Below are 18,767 nucleotides of genomic sequence, written 5' to 3' on the forward strand. Positions count from 1 at the left end.
TCATTGTGACTTTTGTATCGTCGCGATAACGTCTCTCGGCGCTTAAGAACGCTCACGCAGCGGTATTCCGTTCCCGTTAGCAGCGGCTCTCCAAATCAGGATGGCCAAGATGGACAGTTTCAATACACCTACCCTCTTCACCCGCCACAACCGCCCCCTCCACACCCTCTGGCTCGAATCCCAAGCCTGGTTCTGCGCCCACGAACTTGGCCGGATGAGTGGTCACTTCTATGACGAACACTGCATGCGCAAGCTCGACCCGGATCAGTACCGCTCCGTGCAGTTGCTGCGCTATGGCAAGTACCAGGAAACCACGATGGTCAGCGAATCCGGGGCCTATACCTTGTTGGCGCATCACCATGTACCGGAGAACCGGCATTTGCGCTGGTGGCTGACGCATGAGGTGGTGGCGGTGCTGCGTGATCGGCAGGAGGACGGGGTGGAGGATGGTCCGCGACTGGGGCAGATGTGCTGGCCTGGGGGGCGGAGCGCGACGTTGTTGTATTGGCAGAGTGAGCCTTGGGTGAGGATGCGGGATATGCCGGTGGTACTGGCTGGGGAAGTGCAACAGCTGCCGTCGGTAGAGAAGCCGAAGTTGAGTTGGCGGGAGTGTGCGCAGCGGGCGCTGCGGTTGCATGGGGTTTAAGCGGCGGGTTTGCCTGGGCGGGCCTCTTCGCGGGTGAACCCGCTCCCACAGGTACTGCGATGGCTTCGGGTTAACGCTGCACCTGTGGGAGCGGCCATGCACCGCGTCGCCTGCTTCGCGGGCTTGCCCGCTCCCACAGGTACTGCGCTGGCTTCGGATTAACGCTGTACCTGTGGGAGCGGTCGTGGCCGCGAACACCGGCGCAGCCGGTGCCATGCACCGCGTCGCCTGCTTCGCTGGCTTGCCCGCTCCCACAGGTACTGCGCTGGCTTCGGATTAACGCTGTACCTGTGGGAGCGGCTTTAGCCGCGAACACCGGCGCAGCCGGTGCCATACACCGCGTTGCCCGCTCCCCACAAATGCCGGTGACATCCACAGCTAGTTCATTTGCTTGCTACAACCACCACTGCCCTGCTACTTCCCCTCCCCAACCGGCTCCACCCGCTGCACCACGATCTGCATATGGGTCGCCATGTCAGTCAGTATCACTTCCCCCTCCTTGTACTCCGGGGTGATCATCAGCGAGCGGACAAAATGCTCGTTGCCGCCCTCGCGCTTTTGCACGTTCTCGAACGCCACGATGATCGTGTCGTTGCGCCAGTTGCTGATGTCGAAACCGCCCGCAGCAACGAACTCACTAATGTCGCGCTCGTCGTCGAAGACATTGGCAGGCAGGATCAGCAAGCGGTCCTTGAGAAACACTTCATAGTACTGACGTGGCCCCACCGGCCAGTTGTGCGCCACCACGTGCTCGATGCGCCAGTGATGGACATTGTTCTCATAAACCACCACGCGCTCGACCTTGTGCCCGTTGCACGCAGCAAGCAATGGCAACAGCAAACCAGCGAACCCGATACGCATGCGGCGCAAATTCATCCAGAAGCCTCGTCACATCAGCGAAAACACGTTACTTGGCAGCTTTCGCCGCCTGGCGGTTGGCCCTGCGCGTCTCCCGGTAGCCGAGCAGGCGCGCGCGCATTTCCCGGTAGCGCTGGGTATTGATGACCAGCAAGGCCAGCAGCCCGAACAGCAGAACCGAGACGTAACCGCCCATGTGCGGCCGGTAGCCGTAGCTGGGCAACGCGGCCAATACCGCCAGCCCGTTCAGCCCGATCAGCCCCCACAGGCCCCAAGCGTAGCCACGCACCAGGGCGATATGCGAAGCGGCGCTCACCATCCCTGCCAGCGCCAACGCCAGTACCGACAGCGACCGGTCCGGGCTGCGCAGATAAGTGGAGAACACCAGCGAAACACAGCCGCCAATGGCAAAGCAGGACAGCATGAACTCGGCGATGAATATGCCGAAATAGCGGGAAAGAAATGCTTGCAGCTCCTGGCCATGGGTCATTCGTCAATCTCCTCGTAAAGCCCCACGGCAACCGATTGCACGAAGCTACTGCTGCCAAAGCCCGACAAGCCGCCTATCGAGTCTTTGATCAAGGTACGCGTGGCATGCTGAATTTCGGTAGGGGTAAAGCGTTTGATCGCAGTACCCGCCGCTTGCTTCAACTTGAGCTGCTTGGCGGTGAGCGACGGATGCTTGATGAGCAGAAGCTCCTCGGCCAGCGCCTTGCGTTGCTGCCGCGACAGGCTATGGAACAGCTCCCTCCAGCCCTTGCCGGTCGCCGCTTTGCGAGCCTGCAGGAACCGCACGGTGTTCAGGCTCGATGCGCCCACACCTGCCAGCGCGACGCCGTCCAGTATGCTCATCACGGTCTGGACCGTGTCGTTACTGTCGAGCCAGTCGTTCTGCCCTGGGTCGAACACTTCGTTGAACACTCGGTACCCGCCCATCATGCACTGCCCGGTACCCGCAGCCGCGGCGGCATAACCGACCGCCGTCAACACCATGCTGGCGCCGCCAGTGAACGGTACGGCAATGGTGCCACTGAACATGACGACCCAACCAAGGTAGGCCGAGAGGCAACCCAAACTGGCGTTCACGGCCTCTGCCATCACCTTGCGCTCACGCGCGCCGGTTTGCAGCTGGGTCATGAACTGTTCAGGCGACTTGTAAGGTGCTGCCTCCTGCAGAATCACACGCTTGGGCGCAATGCTGCAGATAGGCTTGAATTCGCGCAGGACGATCACGTTGTACTCGGCATCGATATAGACAACACCAGCACCCACGATACCCGGGTCGGCATCGATGGCCCTGAACAGCTTCTGCTGGTCGACGGTCAACAACAGCCGCTGACGGGCCATTTGCTGCCGATAGCCGCCCAGGGCGCCGGACATCAGATCAGTCACGACAACTCTCCTTGAATCGTAAAGCCGCTGCGCCGGCCCACGCACGGCCCAGGCAGGTCAGGCGACCTGCGCGAGGGCTGCACGTGCACCAGCGCGAGCGCAACGGTGCGTGGATTACACGTTCGGGCAAGGCACCGGCGCCCAGTCACCCATGTCGGGGCTGCGGCACATCTTGTTGACCTGGTCGACGCCAGCATTGGCCACCTGTTGGGCCTCGGCTTTCTTGGTAGTAGCCTTCTGCAGGGTCTTCTCGGTGGCGACAGCCTCTTGCGGCACGTTCTTGTTCACCTTGACGGCCTGGGTCTTCTTCTTGCCAGTGGTGGTCTTAGGCGGCTCAGCCACGGTTGCCACATCGGTACGAGCCACACCGACCTGCTTGAGGTCCTGCTCGTAGGCCTGGGTGTAATTGTCGAGGTTTTCCGCAACACGGCCATTGACGGTGGCCAACAGCTTGTTCGACTCCTGCAGGCCCGAGACGATCTCGGCCAGGCGCTTGCGCCCTTCGGTGTCGTTGATGCGGTTGGCCTTGCGGCCGTCGATCAGGCTGGTGAACTCACGCTGGTAGCAGCTCTGCGAGGCCTTGGCATAGGCCGTGGTGCGGTCCAGGTCGGCAGCGCTCTTGTCGATGTCGGTGGCGTACGAGGCAATGCGCTGCTTGTCGTCACTGATCTGCTTCTGGCGCTCGGTGTAGTAACCGGCCGCACCGCCCACCAGGGCACCACCCGCCGCACCGATGGCGGCGTTGCGGCCGCGGTTGTCGCCGTCGACCAGGGCGCCGGTCAAGGCACCGCCGAGGGCCCCGATGACGGCGCCTGTGGCAACCGAGCGGGTCATGTCACCGTCGGTGGAGCGCAGGTGCTGCACAGGCTCGTAGCAGCTCGGGTAGTACTCGACCTTGGTCGTGGCACCAACCTTGGATACCGGGGAGCTGGAGCAGCCCGCCAGCAGCACGGTGCTGAAACCGGCAGCGAGCAGCAGGGCGGAACGGGCATGGGTAGCCGTGAAGATGGTCTTGGACATGTCACTTTCTCACGTGGGGTGGTTAAAACGGGGGGCTTCATGCCGCCCCGCGGTTGCGTCAGGCAGAAGCCACTACGAAGGCCGCGCGGCGGCCGATGCCAGGAGCTCCTTGAGGATCGTCGCCGGGTCGGCCCGCCGGTTCTGGCGGTACTCCCCAACGTGGCGAACGAACAGGGTCGCGCGGCTTACCAGGCTCTTGCCCAGGACCGGCTTGCGGTTGAGTTCTTCCTTTACCCGCTGGAACTGCGCCTGGATCACCGCGTCGGTGTAGCGCGTACCACTGGCCAGGTTGTCGATGTAGATCGCCACGGCGCCATCGAGGGCGGCGCGGCCGTTGGCGATGGCTGCGGCATACATGCTCACGGTGGTCTGGTCGCCACGCGCCTTCGCCTCGGCCTGGGTGTTGCGCAGGTTGGTCAGGCGAATGTTGTAGTTGTTGATGGTCTCGGCCACCAGCGCGGCGGACTGGATAAGGTTGCCGGCAGCTTCTTCGCGCTGGCGGCCGATCAGCGAAACGCTGCGCTTGAGTTCTTCGTTGACCAGCCCCAGCTCGGCCTGCTGGCGCGGGTCGGCGGTGGCGGCGATGATGCTGTCCAGGCGCTTGGTCGGGTCCTGTACGGCATCGATATCGTCGGTCAGGCTGGCCAGGCGCCCTTCCTTCTGCCACTGCTCGAACAGCTCCTGGTAACGCGAACGGGGCGCCGACAGGGCGCCGATGGCCACCCGGAAGCCCGTGGTCTCGTTGCGCTGCTCGGTACCGTCAGCGCCGAACAGCGGGTACTCGCGGCGCATGCCGGTAAACAGCGTGCCCTCGCCTTCCAGGTAGTTGCCGCCCTTGACCACAAAGCCGCCATAGGCGCCTTGCAAGCGGCCGGCATGCACCAGCTGGAACGACTCCTGAACCATTTCGGCAGCATTGCCGATCACATCGAACAGCCCCAGCGGGTTCGGCAGCCGGGTACCGATCGGCATCAGGCGTGCGGCCTGCCCGGTGCCGCCAGCCACCTGGTTGAACACCGCCCAGTCGCCAAGCGGCCCGTCGCTGTCACTGCCCTGGACCTTGCGCGGGAACAGCCGCCCTTCCAGCTCCTGTCGGCTGACCGCAGAGCCACCACGGGCAGCGAACTCCCACTCCACTTCAGTGGGCAGGCGCACGAAACCGACCCCGCCGTCCTCGGCCTTGCTGCCCCGGCCACTGACCGGCAGCAGGTCGCGGTGATGCTTGAGCAACCAGGCGCTATACACCGCGGCAAAGCGCTCGGCCTCGAAGCGCGACAGCTTGACCTTGGGCAGGCGCCCGGCTGCCGTGGTATCGGGCTGGCAGGCCGGCGGCGCCTCGCCGCTGGCCAGCGACTGGGCCTGAGCCATCACTTGGGCGTACTGCCGGGCGCTGACCTCGTACTTGCCAATGAAATACATCATCGGCTTGAGCGGGCCAGCCTGGTCGAGTTCGGGCAGGTTGGGGGCGACGGCCTTCTGCCAGGCGGGCGAAAGGTCCTGGAGGCTGAACTGGCCATTGATGAAGTCACGCCGATAACCGGAAATGAACGACTGCTGGTAGCCGGCCTCACCCTCGCTGAACGGGTAGCCGAGGTTGACCTCGCGGTCGTCCAGGCTGCCCTGGGCCAGCACATAGACGCTACGCAGCACCAGTTCGCCGCCGCATGGCAGCGGCAGGCTGACGTCGCCTGGCAAAGGCTTGGGGTTGTCCAGCTTGCTGGTGTCGACCGGCTGTGCCGGGGCGCTGGCGGCAGCGGCGTTGGCCGGCTTGGCCGACTTGGCAGGCGGCTCGTCGGTACCCGGCGAACAGGCCGCCAGGCCCAGCGTTGTCAGAAGCAGGGCCGCAGCCCCCAAGCGAAGTTCAGACATCACGGATTCCTTGACTGGCATCGATGCGCGTCACCCGCCAGCCGCCCAGGGCAGCAGCGGCTGTGCTGGCCAGCAGCACCGCAGACAACGCAACGAAGTAATGCATGGGCAACAGATGGCTGGCGTATTCGCCTGGCACCTGCGTGAAGATCCGGTTAAGGCCCTGCTCGGCCAGCAGGTACAGAGCGGCGGCAACTGCGGCCGCCAGCACGCCGCTGTACAGCGCCTGCAGCACCACGAACAGCAGCAGCGCGGCCGTGCCGAACCCCAGCAGGCGCAGCACCGCCAGCTCACGCTGCTTGCGCTGTACCGCCGCCACCGCGCCAGCGGCGACGGCTGCCACGGCACCGGCCACGGCCAGGCTGGTGATGATCCAGAACAGCAGGTCCAGGTTGCGGCTCAGGGCCTGCACCTGGGCGATCTGCGCAGCCTGGGTCGATACCAGCCACCTGCGTTCGGCAAAATAGGTGCGCAGCGTCTCGACATCAGCCAGCCCACGGGCATACAGGCGAAACGCCGGGTATATCCGCTGCGCATCAGTGCCTGGGCCCTCACCCGGCCAGCCCAGCGCCGGCACGCCGCGCCCGTCGCGGTAGTCTTCGACCGCTTCGAGCAGGGCCAGGGAAGCAAACAGGCCATCGCGCTCGAACGCCGTCAACGGCAGCACGGCGGCTACCTGCAGGCGCGTCTGGCGCCATTGCACCTGGCCGGCCTGCTGCCGGCTGAAGCTGGCCTGCAGCTCATCACCGGCAGCGGCACCGAGCTTCTCGGCAGCGGTAAAGCTCAGTACCACCTGCTGCAAGCCCTGCGGCGGTGGCACCTGTTGCAACAAGGGGTCACCGGCAGCGGTCGGCAGCATCTCGACGGTTACCGCACGCCCCTTGGCAGGCAGCAGCAGCTCTGCAGTGGCGGCGATCTGCCGGGTCCGCGCGATGGCGAAAGCGACGTCCGGGCGCTGCCCCAGGGCATCGATGAAATCGGCACGGAAACGGCCACCGCCCAAGGGAATGATCTCGCGTACGCTCGGGTCGCGTTGCAGGCGCTCGGTCAGGCTGCCGACCAGGCCGAACTTGAGCCCGAACAGCACCAGCAACGGCGCGATCACCGCGACCAGCGCCAGCACGCTGCACGCCGACAGCCGCGCATCGTTGCGGTAGTCCTGCCAGGCCAGGCCGGCGATCAGCCACGGGCGCATCAGACGGCCTGCGCCAAGGTGGCGGTGACGCCGCCGTCGGCATCGCGCCGGCAGGCCATGCGCAGCACGCTCAACCCGGCCCGGCGTGCCAGCGCTTCGTCATGGGTGGCGAGCACGCAGGTCACCTGGCGCGCCTGTGCTTCGCGCAGCAGCAACTGCATGACCCGCTCGGCGTTCACCGGGTCCAGCGCAGCGGTAGGCTCGTCGGCCAGCAACAAGGCCGGCGCATGCGCCAGGGCCCGGGCGCAGCTGACCCGCTGACGTTGCCCCAGCGACAACGCGGCGGGCTTCTTGGCCAGCTGGTCATGCACATCCAGCGCCTCGGCCAGGCGTTCGACGCTGCCGTCCTCGCCCAGCCCCAACAGCTGCCGTGGCAGGCGGATATTGCCACGCACATCGAGGAAACCGAGCAACCCACCGGCCTGCAGCACATAGCCCAGCTGGCGGCTGCGCAGCGCCGCCAACTGATCGAGGCGGCGCTGGCGCCACAGGCCAGCCACATCGGTGCCGGCGAAGACGAAGCCCTCGGCGGCATCCGGCGCCAGCACCAGCGCCAGCAGGTCGAGCAAGGTACTCTTGCCGCAGCCGCTGGGGCCGACCAGCGCCACCCGTGCCCCTGCAGCCAGCTGCAGCCGGTCGATCTGCAGGCTGTAGCGCTGGGCCCCCTGGCCGCGCGTCTTGCGCACCGCGTGCAGGCTGATCATCACGGCAACGTCGACAGCGGTACACGGTACAGGGCATCGCCCGGCTCGGCCTTGCCGAAGCGCACCCAGTTGGCCATGTCGTTGTGGAAGGTTTCGTACAGGCGGATCTTCGAGTCCAGTTCGTCGATGAAATCCTCCTGTTCGGCCACCGACAGCGACAGCCACAGGTCCTCGGTCATGCTCAGGGACTTGCTGCGGTACGGCAGGCCTTCGAGGTATTCGCCCAGTACCCCGCCCTGGGCCAGGTTTGCGCCCTTGCGCAGGGCGCCCGGGTCGCGGCTCATGTAGGCGCTCGCGCTGGCGATCTCGTTGAAGAAATCACCCGGCGAACTGCGGGTCTTGCGCGCGGCGTCGACGATCAGCTTCAGCGACTGCTGCAGGTCATTGAGTTGCAGCTTGGTCAGCATCACGCACACCTGCAGGCTCGGCAACGCCGGGTTGGCCAGGTCATGGTCGGCGGCCCAGGCGCTGACCAGTTGCGGCGCCTGGCTGGCGCCGTTACGGCCGAGGAAGTCCATGTGCATGGCATAACCGATTGCCTGGGACTTCGCCGCCAGGCTCGCGCCCGAACCCAATTGGGGCAACGGCTGTGGCTGTTGTTCACGCACCTGGTGCACCAGTTCGGCGAACGTCGAGCCGATCTCGCGCACGCGCTCGCCAAAGGCGCCCACATCGCCGCCCGGCACCCCCACGTACAGGTCACCGATCTGTGGGTTGCTGTCGGCAGTGAGTACGCGGTACTGGCTTTCCGCAGCGCCATGGTTTTTCGCGCCGGCCGGGGTACGCAGGTGCAGGGCGTAGATCCTGATCTGCTTGCTCAACGCAGCCTGGCGAACCTCGGCCTCGTTCATCTGTGTGCTGCTGTAAGGGTCGTTCTTGCGCAGGGCACCGGCATCGCTGACCAGCAGGACGATGCGCCCGCCATAGCCCGACCAGTCCATGCCCTCCACGGCCTGCATCACGCCGGCAAAGGCATCTTCGTTGAACGAATGGCTGGAGACGCTGGTGGCTTTGACCTGCGCGGCAGCCTTGAGGAAGCGCGCCGGATCGCGGCCCTCCTCCAGGCTGACCAGGGTCTTGCTCAGGTAGTCCAGGCCCGGGGTGCGCTTGACGCTGTTGCGAAAGCCCACCAGGCCGAAGCTGACGTTGTCCAGCTCGCCCTGCGCAGCCAGTTGCGCCTGCAGTTCGCTGACCACCTGGCGCACGCGGTCGATGTAGGGTTGCATCGACACGGACGTGTCGACCACCAGGACGATGCCGGTACGGAAGCGGTTGTCCGTCGCCACGGCCGCACCAGCAGCCGTGGCCGCCTGGCCGCGAACGCTGCTGCCGGGGTCGATGGAGGCGACGTTGAGCAACTGCACCGGCTGGCCGTCGGCGCCGAAGCTTTCGCGGTAGTCGAAGATCGGCATCAGGTAGAACTGGTTCTGCGGCACCGCGCTGGCGGCCGGCTCCAGGGCCAGCACCTGAGGCACCTGATCGGGCTCGTTCTGCGCCTTGAGCAGGTCGGCACGGGCCTTGCCGGTGTCATCGAGCAGCTGCTGCAGGTCGTCGGCCTGGCGCATGAACATCACCGGTGAACGGCCGGAACGCTCGGTGAACTTCAGTACCAGGCTTTGCTTCCAGTCGCTGGTCTGTGCAGCCGGCAACCAGCCGTCGCGCTGGCCGCTGCTGGAGGCGCCCACTTCCAGCCATGGCTGGCCATCGATGTCCTTGCGCTGGTACACGTACAGTACCGAGAACGCCGGCAGTGGCTCACCCGCGCTGTCACCGGGCAGTGCCCGCAATTGCGCTTCGGGCTTGGTCAGCACGCGTTGGAACAGGGTTTTCTTGCCCGGCATCAGCAAAGGCCGGCCGTCTTCGCTGGCAGCTGGCGGCGGAGTGGTTGCCGTAAGCGGGTCGCTCGCGGTTTGCACCACCGGTGGCTGCGCAGCCGGTTGGTCGCTGTCACTGCGCAACCAGAATAAGGTCGCGCCCAGGCCCAGCGCCGCGGCGATGGCCACGGCCAGCAAGGCCTTGGCCGGCATGCCCGAGGCTGGTTTCGGCGGCGCAGCAGGCCCGGACCGCGACGGCTGCGTTGCAGGCGCGGGTGAGGCGACCGGCTCGACCGCGACCTGCGGAATATCGATGGATACCGGCGTCAGCCCGCCAAGGTCGGCCTTGCCCGGCATCGCGGCCGGCAAAGGCCGGATCACCGTGGTGTCCTGGTCATCGGCAGGCAAGCGGTCGAGTGCAGCCAGCAACGCGTCGGCATCGGCAAAGCGTTGATCGGGGTCCTTGGCCAGCAGCTTGCGCAGGATGTCCTGGTAGCGCCCGTGCTCGATGGGCAGCTCCGGCAGGGGCTCGGTCAGGTGGGCCAGTGCGGTCGACAACGCATCGGTGCCACGGTAGGGCAGCTCGCCGACAAGGATCTCGTACAGCACCACCCCAAGCGCATACAGGTCGGCGCGGCCGTCGATGTCCATGCCCCGCGCCTGCTCCGGGCTCATGTAGCTCGGGGTGCCGACGGCGAAGCCAGCCTGGGTGAACTGGGTGCGGTCATCCAGCGACTTGGCGATGCCGAAGTCCGAGAGCACTGCCGTGCCGTCGGCGCGGAACAGGATGTTGGCCGGTTTCACGTCGCGGTGCACCAGCCCCTGGCCGTGGGCATAACCCAGCGCCTGGGCGATCTGCCGCACGTACAGCAAGCCCTGCTCGGGGGCAAGCCCGGCGGCGATGCGCTCCTTGAGGGTGCCGCTGGGCAGGTACTCCATGGCCATGTAGTACAGCTCGCCGACGTTGCCGATGTCATGGATGGTGGCGATGTGCGGGTGCGCCAGCCGCGCCAAGGTGCGCCCTTCGCGCAGGAAGCGCTCGCAGAAGGTGGGGTCGGCGGCAAGGCTCGCGGCCATCACCTTCAGCGCCACCTTGCGCTGCAGCGAGCGCTGGGTGGCCAGATAGACACTGGCCATGGCGCCCTGGCCAATCTCGCTGTCGATGTCGAATCCGGGAATCTGCATGTTCGGTGTGCTCTTCAATTCGCCTTCACCACCACGGCGGTGATGTTGTCAGGGGCGCCACGGGTCAGCCCCAGGTGCACCAGGCTGCGAACCACTTGATAGGGGTCGGCGTGGCCGAGCACGTCGGCGATCTCGTGGTCTTCGGCGGTCTTGTTCAAGCCGTCGCTGCACAGCAGATAGGTGTCGCCGGGCTTTACCTGCACATCCACCGCCTGCAGCTCAAGCTGGTCCTCGACGCCGATGGCGCGGGTGACGATGTTGCCGCGCGGGTGCACGCGGGCTTCGGCCTCGTTGAGCAGGCCGCTGTCCTGCAGTTCCTGGACGTAGCTGTGGTCATGCGACAGTCGCTCGATGCAGCCATCGCGCAGCCGATACAGCCGGCTGTCCCCGGCCCACAGGCCTACGGCGCGGTCCCCACGGGCCGCCAGGACCACCACCGTGCTGCCCATCATCGCCACGCCCCGGCGCAAGGTCTCCTCGCGCACGGCGCGGTTTACCCGTGCCAGGGTGTCACGCAGGGCCTGGGTGAAATCCTCCAGCCCATCGACGAGCGGCAACTGGCGCAGGCTGTCCACGGCCAGGCTGCTCACATAGTCACCGGCGGCATGCCCACCCATGCCGTCGGCAACGGCCCACAGGCCATCCCAGGTCAGCTCCAGGCAGGCGTCTTCGTTGATCTTGCGGACCATGCCTACATGGCTGTAGCTGGCCGCGCTGTAGTGCACCCGGCTCATGCTGGTATTGCCTCGCTGCCTAGCAGGAACGCGGCGAACTGGTCGCTGCGCGGCAGGCCCTGGCTACGCAGCAGGCCAGGTGCGATCCGCTCGCTGCCCAGCCCCCACCACAGGCTCATGCCCTCGCAGGCGCATTCGGCCAGTGCCAACGCCCTGCCCTGCGGTGTGATGCCGTCCAGCCGCTGCAACCCGCCCACGGCCACACGTGCCCCCTGCAGCAGCGGCCGGGGTTGGTCGAAAGGCTGCAAGGCTGCCTCGAAGTGCTCGAAGGCTGCATCCGCTTCAAGCGTGCCCAGCAACGCCGCCTCGACACCTTCGAACCACTCATCGGCCCCGCCAACGATGCCTGCGATCGCCACCCCGGGCTCCAGCACCTGCGCCACGCTCAGCGGAAAATACCGCCCCACCCGGTCAATGCTCGGCATCAGCACGCCAACCACCGCATCCGGGCCACACACACCAGGCGCCAGGGCAAAGCGCCACAACGGGCTGACCAGGTAGGCCTGCAGCCAGGCCTCGCCAAGCGCCTGCTGGCTGGCCTGGATACCGGCGGCCAGCCACTGGTCCCAGGGCTGGATGAAGGTCTGCGGCAAGCCACGGCTGACGAAGTCGCCGCGGCAGGCCAGTTTTCCGTAGAAACCCACGTCGTTCACAGATGCTCCGGCAGGCTGAAACCGCTGACCACTCGGCTGCGGAACGGGTTGAAAGCGCTGCTGGCACGCAGCTCGTACGACACGCTGGCGCCATCCACGCGCAAACGCAGGTTGAAACGCTCCGGCGAGCTGCCAGCCACCAGGTCGGCCTGGTCGAGCAGGCGGAACCACGCCCATGGGCCCTCCACGGTCAGCCCCGAACGGCCACTGGCCGATGGCGGCGCGATCGACAGGCGAACCACGCCGATGCTGTTCGGGTTGGGCCACTGCAACGCCACCGGGCGGCTCGGGCCGTGGTCGTAGCTGACCTGCTGACCGTCCAGATCGAGCAGGAACTGGGTGATGCTGGCGTCCATCGCCACCGGCTTGAGCTCGAAACGCACGCTTGGCTGCAGGCCGTTACCGCTGCGGAAGAACGCATCGCGGATGGTCGCCGCGCGCTGGAAGGTGTACAGCACATTGCCGCTGATCCCGAGTTTCTGCGCAGCGCCCGGCTGCCAGCTCCAGGGCGTGCTGGAAGTATTGACGTAGGGCTGCAGGTACTTGCGGAAGTAGTTGTCCATCACCCCGCCGACCCCGAAGAACTGGCCGAAGTCTTCCAGGGTGGCGTCACGCGAACTGCCGGCCACCAGCGGGTAGCGGCCGCTGAGCGACTGGCGGTAGACATTCAGCACTTCGCTGGCCCAGGCGGCATTGAGCTGGTTACGCACCCCGCCCATGACGATGCCATGGGTCGAGCCGAGTACCGAACTGACCAGGTTCTGCACCACCCTGGGCTGGCGCGCAGCACCCAGGGCTACCCGTTGCGCCGCAGCCTGGGCCTGGTTCTTGGCTTCGCCGAGCAAGGCATCGCCGCTGGCACCGACCATGGCGCTGACCTGCACGTACAGCGCATTGAGGTCGGTGAGCAAGCCGTCGATGGCGGCGGGCTGGCCTTCGCCGCTGCCAACCAGCGCGGCCAGTTCGGCGAAGTGCGCGGTCACCGGGTCCTGCGTACGGGCTGCTGGGCTGTCAACGGGTAGCGGCGCGTCGCCAAGCAGACCGCCAAGGCGCTGGCGCAACTGGTCGACACCGGCCTGCTCGGCCTTGTCCTGGACCTTGTCGAGCGTGGTCGGCTGCGCCAGGTTGGTTTCACGGGCCACCGCCTGCAGCAGCTGCTTCAGCGGCGAGGTCGGCCCGGACAGCACCCGCAGCACATCGGCGGCTTGGCCAACGCTGGTGACAGGCACGACATCCAGGTCGTCGAGCAGGGCATCCCAGTGACGAATGTAATCCTGGTAGTAGAGTTGTTGCACATCATCGGCCAGGCGTTTGGCATCGCCCGCTTCGCCCGGCGTGCGGCCCAGCACCCAGCGCTCCTCGGCCAGCGTGGTGCTCTGCGCCAGGCTGGCGGCGAGAAATGCCTGCCGGTAGCCCTGAACGGTGAACAGCCCGGGCAGCGGCTCGCTCAGCGGCTTGCCGCTCTTGAAGCGAAACACCAGGGCGGCATCACGCCCGGCGGCGTCGCTGACGCGGAAGTCTTCGACCCCGCCTGGCAGCTTCTGGCGCTTGACCCGGTCGTAAACACGCTGGGCCACCGGCAACTGCTGCAGCTGGCGACGGGTGTCGTCGATCAGGCGCTGGTCCAGGCGTGCGTTCGGCGGACGTTTCTCGAACAGCGCCGCCAGGTGCTGCCCCAGGGCTTGACGCAGGTCAGGCGCAAGGTCGCGGGGTAACTGGCGCTCCCAGTCGAGGGTGATCCAGGCCTTGATGAAGTCTGGGTCGTAATGCTCGGCATCGGCGAGCATCAGGTAGGCCTTGAGCCCTTCGTAGAGGTAGTCGGACGGCCCCCCGGCATACAGCTGTTCCTCGATACGGGTGACCAGGCGAGGGGCGAAAATGGCGATCAGCAGCTTGCGGTACAGGCTCTGCGATTCGCTTTCGAGCATGTCGCCCTGATACAGGCCCAGGCCCTCGGCCCAGCTGGGAGGGTTGTCGGCCAAGTGGCGGACGGCGTTGAGCAGCGGCAGCACGTCGACCACGTTGCGCTGCGCAGGGCTGAGGCCTTGCACGCTTTTGCCCAGTGGCTGAAGGCGGCTGTCGACCTCGGTGATGTATTGCTGGTTGGCCCGGTAACTGAGGGCCCACAAGGTCCCGACCAGCAGCACCAGGGCTACGCTCAGGGCCAGCGCACCACGGGCGATCCAACGGCGCCGCCGCTCCACCTTGGGGTTGCTGCCGACCAGGCCGCGCTCGGCGAAGGCCACGGCAGTGAACAGCCGCTCGATGAAATAGCTGCGCCCGCTACCGCTCTGGCGTGCCAGGTGCGCACGGTCAAGGCCCATGCTCTGGGCCATGCTGCCGATCAGTCGGTCGATGGGGCTGCCTTCCTGGGTACCGCTGGTGAAATACACACCGCGCAGCAACGCCCGCGCCTCGAAGGCGTTGGGCTTGAAGATGCCGTCGAGGAAAGCGTGGAGGTTGCCACGCAAGGCGGCGAACTGTTGCACGAAACCGTAGATAAGGTCGCGTCGGGCCGGGTCGCGTTCCTGTTGCAGGCGCTCGACCAGGCGCTCGCCGAGCCGCCGTTCGAGCAATGCGAACTCGTTGTCGAACTGCGCCAACGGGCCGTCAGCGCCCTGCTCGAGGGTATCCAGCGGGAAGGTCATGCCCCATACCTGGGCACGCTCGTCCTTGCCCAGGTTGTCGAAGAACTCCATGAAGCCCGGCACCAGGTCGAGCTTGGTCAGCATCAGGTACACCGGGAAGCGCACGCCCAGCTGGCTGTACAGCTCCTGGATGCGCGCACGGATCGCCACGGCGTGGGCGGCGCGCTCGGCGTCGCTGCCCAGCAGCAGGTCGGACAGGCTGATGGCGATGAATGCACCGTCGATGGGGCGGCGTGAGCGCTGGGTCTTGAGCAGGTCGAGAAAACCCAGCCAGGCCGCCTTGTCGACCTGGGCGTGGCTGTCCTGGGTGGTGTAGCGGCCGGCAGTGTCGAGCAGCACCGCCTGGTCGGTGAACCACCAGTCGCAGTTGCGCGTGCCGCCCACACCGCGGATGGCGCCCTCACCCAGTTGCGCCGCCAGCGGGAAGTGCAGGCCGGAGTTGACCAGCGCGGTGGTCTTGCCCGAGCCGGGCGGGCCGATGATCACGTACCACGGCAGCTCGTAAAGGTTGCGACGCTCGTCACCGCCCAGGCGGGCCTTCTTCAACAGGGCCAGGGCCTCGTCCATGCGCTGGCGCAGCGCCGCCAGCTCTTCGGTGGTGGCCACGCTGGCAGGGTCCGGGGCGGTTTCTGCGGCCAGGCTCTGCATGACCTTGGCCGCCTGCCGGCGCGCCTGCACGATGCGCCAGGCGCGGTAGCCGCCCCACAGGGCGAACAACAGGACGATCAGCAGCCAGCGTGGCGTGGGCGACGCCAGCATGTCCAGCAATGGCCCGACGAACCAGATGATCAGGCTCAGGGCGATCAGGCCCAGCAGCGGGATAACCCAGCGAATGACAAAACTGAAAAACGCCTTCACTCGACGCCCTCCGCCAGAACGGTGATTTCAACCCGGCGATTCTTCGCCCGGCCCTGCGCGGTGTCGTTCGACGCCAGGGGTTCGGTGTCGCTCAGCCCTTGCGCGCTGAAGCGCTCGGGTTGCCCGGTGCGCGCGGCGAGGATGCCCTTGACTTCTTCGGCGCGCGCCTGGGACAACGCCCAGTTGGATGGGAAGCGCAACGTCGCGATGCGCTGGTTGTCGCTGTGCCCGGTGACCCGAACATTGCCCTTGACCTTGGCCACAGCCTCGGCGATGCGCAGCATCAGCGGCTGGAAATCGCCCTTGATGCTGGCGCTGGCGCTGGCGAACAGCTCGTCGCCGCGAATGGTCACCACCGAACGGTCGACCGCGTCTTCGACGGAAACCCGGCCGGCCTTGATGTCATCGGCGAGGAACCCGGCCAGGCGCGGGCGCTCAACTGGCTTGGGCTGCAGCACCGGGCGGTCCATGGCTTGTACCGGGATTTCGCCCAGTGCGTGGATACCCCGGAACACCGGCTCGGCATCGGCGGCCAGCTTCAGGCGCAGGCCGAACAGCAGCAGCAACAGCAATGCCACGGCCACCGCCAGGCCCACCCATGGCGGCACGAACTGGGCCAGGCGGTCACGGCTGACGGCCACCCCACGCCAGTGTGGCGAGAGTTCGCGCTCACGCTCGCCACGGGCGCTGCGAATTGCCGCAGCGGTGCGCTCGCGCAGCGCTTCGAGCTGGGCGCGGCCATCGTTCATGACCCGGTAGCGGCCCTCGAAGCCTAGGCTGGTACACAGGTACAACAGCTCCAGCAGGTTGAGGCGTTCGCGCGGGCTCTGCAGGCAATGCTCCATCAGCTGGAACACCTTCTCACCGCCCCAGGCCTCGTTGTGCACCGTGATCAGCAAGCTCTGGCGGCTCCAGTCGCTGGCACTGCCCCACGGCGTGCTGAGCACCGCCTCGTCCAGCGCGGTGCACAGCGCATAGCGCGCCAGCAGCACTTCGTTGCGCACCACCCCGGCGGCTTCGGCACGGGTCTCGAACTGGCGCAGATACGCCAGCAACTGCGCTCGCAGGCTGGCCGGCGCCGAATGAGCGATGGTGTTGCGCAGGCGGGTAAGCAAGGCCAGCAACGGCCCGGCCGCCTGCTCGAGTGGGTTGAGACCCACGCCCTGGCCAGGCGCCAGGGGCTCGGCCGGTACCTGCAACGGTGTCGGCTGCGGCGCTGGCGCGGCGGGTTGCGGGGCAGCACGGCCACCGGGGCGCGGCATGAACTGGGTACGGTCGTTGGCCTGCGGATCGTCCGGGTGCATCACGGGTTATCCTCGAATGGCCCAGAAGGCCAGGCTCAGGCCGGGGAACTCGCCGGCGACGTAGAAGGCAAAGCCACCGGAGTGTTGCAACTGCTTCCAATGCTCGCTGCCGCGGTCGAGCTCGAAGTAGGTGGAACCGGCATGGAACGGGATCTGGCGGGGCGCCACCGGCAACGGCAACAGGCCGATGCCCGGCAGTTGCAGGTTGACCAGGTCGCGGATGTGCTCCACCGAGCCGATCTTGCTCTGCTGGCCAAAGCGGCTGCGCAGCGTCTCGCTGGGCACATCGGCACGCACCACCAGGACGAAACTGGCGCTGTCGAGCAAACTGCGGTCGGCAAGCATGCCAACGTGGATGCCGTAAGCCTTCTCGACGATGGGGATGGCCACCGCCTTGCTGTCGATCAGCGTCGACAGGGCCTCGCGCAAGGCGGCCATCACTGGCGCGAAGGTCGCCGCCAGGTCGTCGTGCTGATAGACCGGGAAGCTGTGCGGTCGGCGGCCATCGCGGGTGAAGGTGGCGAACTCGCCAGCCAGGGCCACCAGCTCGCTGTACAGCCGCTCGGGGTGCAGCGGGCTCAGCTGGTTGAGGTGCTCGACCAGCGGCTGGGCGCGGTTGACCAGTTGCAGCAGCATGAAGTCGGCAATCTCCGACGCCCCGCCATTGGCCGAGGCGACCACCCTGCCCGCCAGCGCTTCGCCACGCTGGTGCAACAGGCCCAGCAGCTCGCCGCAGAAACCGGACAGTTGTTGGCTGGCCGCCACGTCGAGTACCGGCGGGATGTAGCTGTCATCCACCACCAGCGCGCGGTCGGCGCGCTTTTCGCGGATGCGCAGCATGCCGAGGGCGGCGTAGTCGCTCAGGCCGTCCTCGCTGCGCAGCAGGCGCAGGGCGCGGCTGCCGAGGGCCAGCGGGGCACGGTTCTCGAACGGCGCGTTGTCGTCACGCACTTCGCTGACTCGGCTGATGTAACGGGCGCCAGCGAGGGCTTCGCCCTCGTCGACGGTGTCGCGGGCCCCTGCTCGCTTGAGTGGCAGCCCCAGGTGGACAACGCCATCGCGCAGATCGTCGGGCACTTCCAGCGGCGCGGGTGGCAGGTCGTCGCGGGGAATGTCGAACGGCGTGCCATCGGGCAGCAAGCCGCGGGCGCTGATAATCGCCACCTTGCCCTGGGCAAGCAGGCCCTGATCGAGCAGCAGCTCGGAGAACCCCCAGGCGGCCGCGTTCAGCGGCCGGTTGCGGGCGTCGACCAAGTGTTCGAGGTAGCGATCATGCTGTTGGAAATGCTGGGTCGTGATGAACATGCCTTCCGACCACACCACGCGATTGTTCCAGGACATGGGGACTCCGATTGCCTAGCGGGCAGGTTCAGGTTGTGGGGTGGCCACGGCGCTGCGCACGGCACGCACATCGAGGCTGATCTGATAGTCCCGCGGCGGCACCGGCAGCACGCTGCGCCACTGGGCCTGGTCGATCTCGCGGTAACCGACCACCAGGCCGATGTGGCGAGTGGCAGGGTCGAGCGGACGCTCCACGCGCAACTGCCCGCCGGGTTGCAACAGCACTTCGTCCTGGTCGATCAGGTCGGCGCCGAGGGTGGCCTGGGCGCGCTCGGCCAGGGCGAAGTAGTCGGCGCGGGCAAATGCCGCGCTGTTCTTCAACTCGTACAGGCGCACCCGTACCGGCGCAGGCGTGCCGCCAGGGCCTGGGTTCAGCCCCTCGGCGGCACTGAAATACAGGGTCACGGCGGCGCTGTCCGGTGCACTGTCGGCAGCGGGGGCAACCGGCGAGTCCTTGCTGCAGGCGGCCAGCAGCACCAGGCTCAGGGCTGCGACCAGTCTTATTGCTTTCATCCTTGTCCTCTTGACGTACCGTGGTCTTCCTGG

At 66.7% G+C, this 18,767-nt stretch carries 15 protein-coding genes; 1 reads left to right on the forward strand and 14 read right to left on the reverse strand.

Annotation, left to right across the window (positions count from 1 at the left end; translation table 11 throughout):
• The first annotated feature begins 109 nt into the window (after positions 1-109).
• A complete protein-coding gene (locus tag IRZ77_RS20425; RefSeq protein WP_196174285.1) occupies positions 110-646 on the forward strand; it encodes a BRO-N domain-containing protein in 537 nt (178 codons plus the stop codon).
• Positions 647-1,060: 414 nt separating this feature from the next.
• On the opposite strand, the gene IRZ77_RS20430 is transcribed toward IRZ77_RS20425, so the two are convergent.
• The 14 genes from IRZ77_RS20430 to tssJ form a co-directional block, all read right to left on the reverse strand.
• A complete protein-coding gene (locus IRZ77_RS20430) occupies positions 1,061-1,522 on the reverse strand; it encodes a hypothetical protein (protein ID WP_153671171.1) in 462 nt (153 codons plus the stop codon).
• A 31-nt stretch (positions 1,523-1,553) separates the two neighbouring features.
• Complete coding sequence (locus IRZ77_RS20435) at positions 1,554-1,994, reverse strand: hypothetical protein (RefSeq protein ID WP_046616231.1); 441 nt, start codon at positions 1,992-1,994, stop codon at positions 1,554-1,556.
• Positions 1,991-2,884, reverse strand: coding sequence for a hypothetical protein (locus tag IRZ77_RS20440; RefSeq protein ID WP_046616259.1), 894 nt, complete (start codon positions 2,882-2,884; stop codon positions 1,991-1,993). The genes IRZ77_RS20435 and IRZ77_RS20440 overlap by 4 nt, the downstream gene beginning before the upstream one ends.
• A 126-nt stretch (positions 2,885-3,010) precedes the next feature.
• On the reverse strand, positions 3,011-3,916 hold the full coding sequence (gene tagQ / locus IRZ77_RS20445; RefSeq protein WP_046616232.1) for a type VI secretion system-associated lipoprotein TagQ: 906 nt from the start codon (positions 3,914-3,916) through the stop codon (positions 3,011-3,013).
• Positions 3,917-3,988: 72 nt separating this feature from the next.
• Positions 3,989-5,785, reverse strand: a complete 1,797-nt coding sequence (locus tag IRZ77_RS20450) for a formylglycine-generating enzyme family protein (RefSeq protein ID WP_046616233.1) — start codon at positions 5,783-5,785, stop codon at positions 3,989-3,991.
• Positions 5,778-6,980, reverse strand: coding sequence for an ABC transporter permease family protein (locus IRZ77_RS20455; RefSeq protein ID WP_196174287.1), 1,203 nt, complete (start codon positions 6,978-6,980; stop codon positions 5,778-5,780). Before IRZ77_RS20455 ends, IRZ77_RS20450 begins: the two co-directional genes overlap by 8 nt.
• The gene (locus IRZ77_RS20460) at positions 6,980-7,684 is read right to left on the reverse strand and encodes an ATP-binding cassette domain-containing protein (protein WP_085600968.1); all 705 of its coding nucleotides are present in this window, start codon (positions 7,682-7,684) and stop codon (positions 6,980-6,982) included. The genes IRZ77_RS20455 and IRZ77_RS20460 overlap by 1 nt, the downstream gene beginning before the upstream one ends.
• Positions 7,684-10,683 (reverse strand): serine/threonine-protein kinase, encoded by a 3,000-nt coding sequence (locus IRZ77_RS20465; RefSeq protein WP_196174289.1) that lies wholly within the window; start codon positions 10,681-10,683, stop codon positions 7,684-7,686. Before IRZ77_RS20465 ends, IRZ77_RS20460 begins: the two co-directional genes overlap by 1 nt.
• Before the next feature lie 14 nt (positions 10,684-10,697).
• Positions 10,698-11,417 (reverse strand): PP2C family protein-serine/threonine phosphatase, encoded by a 720-nt coding sequence (locus IRZ77_RS20470; RefSeq protein ID WP_046616237.1) that lies wholly within the window; start codon positions 11,415-11,417, stop codon positions 10,698-10,700.
• The gene (gene tagF / locus IRZ77_RS20475) at positions 11,414-12,070 is read right to left on the reverse strand and encodes a type VI secretion system-associated protein TagF (protein ID WP_046616238.1); all 657 of its coding nucleotides are present in this window, start codon (positions 12,068-12,070) and stop codon (positions 11,414-11,416) included. The genes IRZ77_RS20470 and tagF overlap by 4 nt, the downstream gene beginning before the upstream one ends.
• The gene (tssM, locus tag IRZ77_RS20480; RefSeq protein WP_196174291.1) at positions 12,067-15,576 is read right to left on the reverse strand and encodes a type VI secretion system membrane subunit TssM; all 3,510 of its coding nucleotides are present in this window, start codon (positions 15,574-15,576) and stop codon (positions 12,067-12,069) included. Before tssM ends, tagF begins: the two co-directional genes overlap by 4 nt.
• On the reverse strand, positions 15,573-16,880 hold the full coding sequence (locus tag IRZ77_RS20485; RefSeq protein WP_196174293.1) for a DotU family type VI secretion system protein: 1,308 nt from the start codon (positions 16,878-16,880) through the stop codon (positions 15,573-15,575). Before IRZ77_RS20485 ends, tssM begins: the two co-directional genes overlap by 4 nt.
• A 6-nt stretch (positions 16,881-16,886) precedes the next feature.
• Positions 16,887-18,221, reverse strand: coding sequence for a type VI secretion system baseplate subunit TssK (tssK, locus tag IRZ77_RS20490; RefSeq protein WP_046616241.1), 1,335 nt, complete (start codon positions 18,219-18,221; stop codon positions 16,887-16,889).
• A 15-nt stretch (positions 18,222-18,236) separates the two neighbouring features.
• The gene (tssJ, locus tag IRZ77_RS20495) at positions 18,237-18,734 is read right to left on the reverse strand and encodes a type VI secretion system lipoprotein TssJ (RefSeq protein WP_196174295.1); all 498 of its coding nucleotides are present in this window, start codon (positions 18,732-18,734) and stop codon (positions 18,237-18,239) included.
• Positions 18,735-18,767 lie beyond the last annotated feature (33 nt).

The sequence above is a fragment of the Pseudomonas pudica genome (assembly GCF_015680405.1).
GTDB lineage: Bacteria > Pseudomonadota > Gammaproteobacteria > Pseudomonadales > Pseudomonadaceae > Aquipseudomonas > Aquipseudomonas pudica.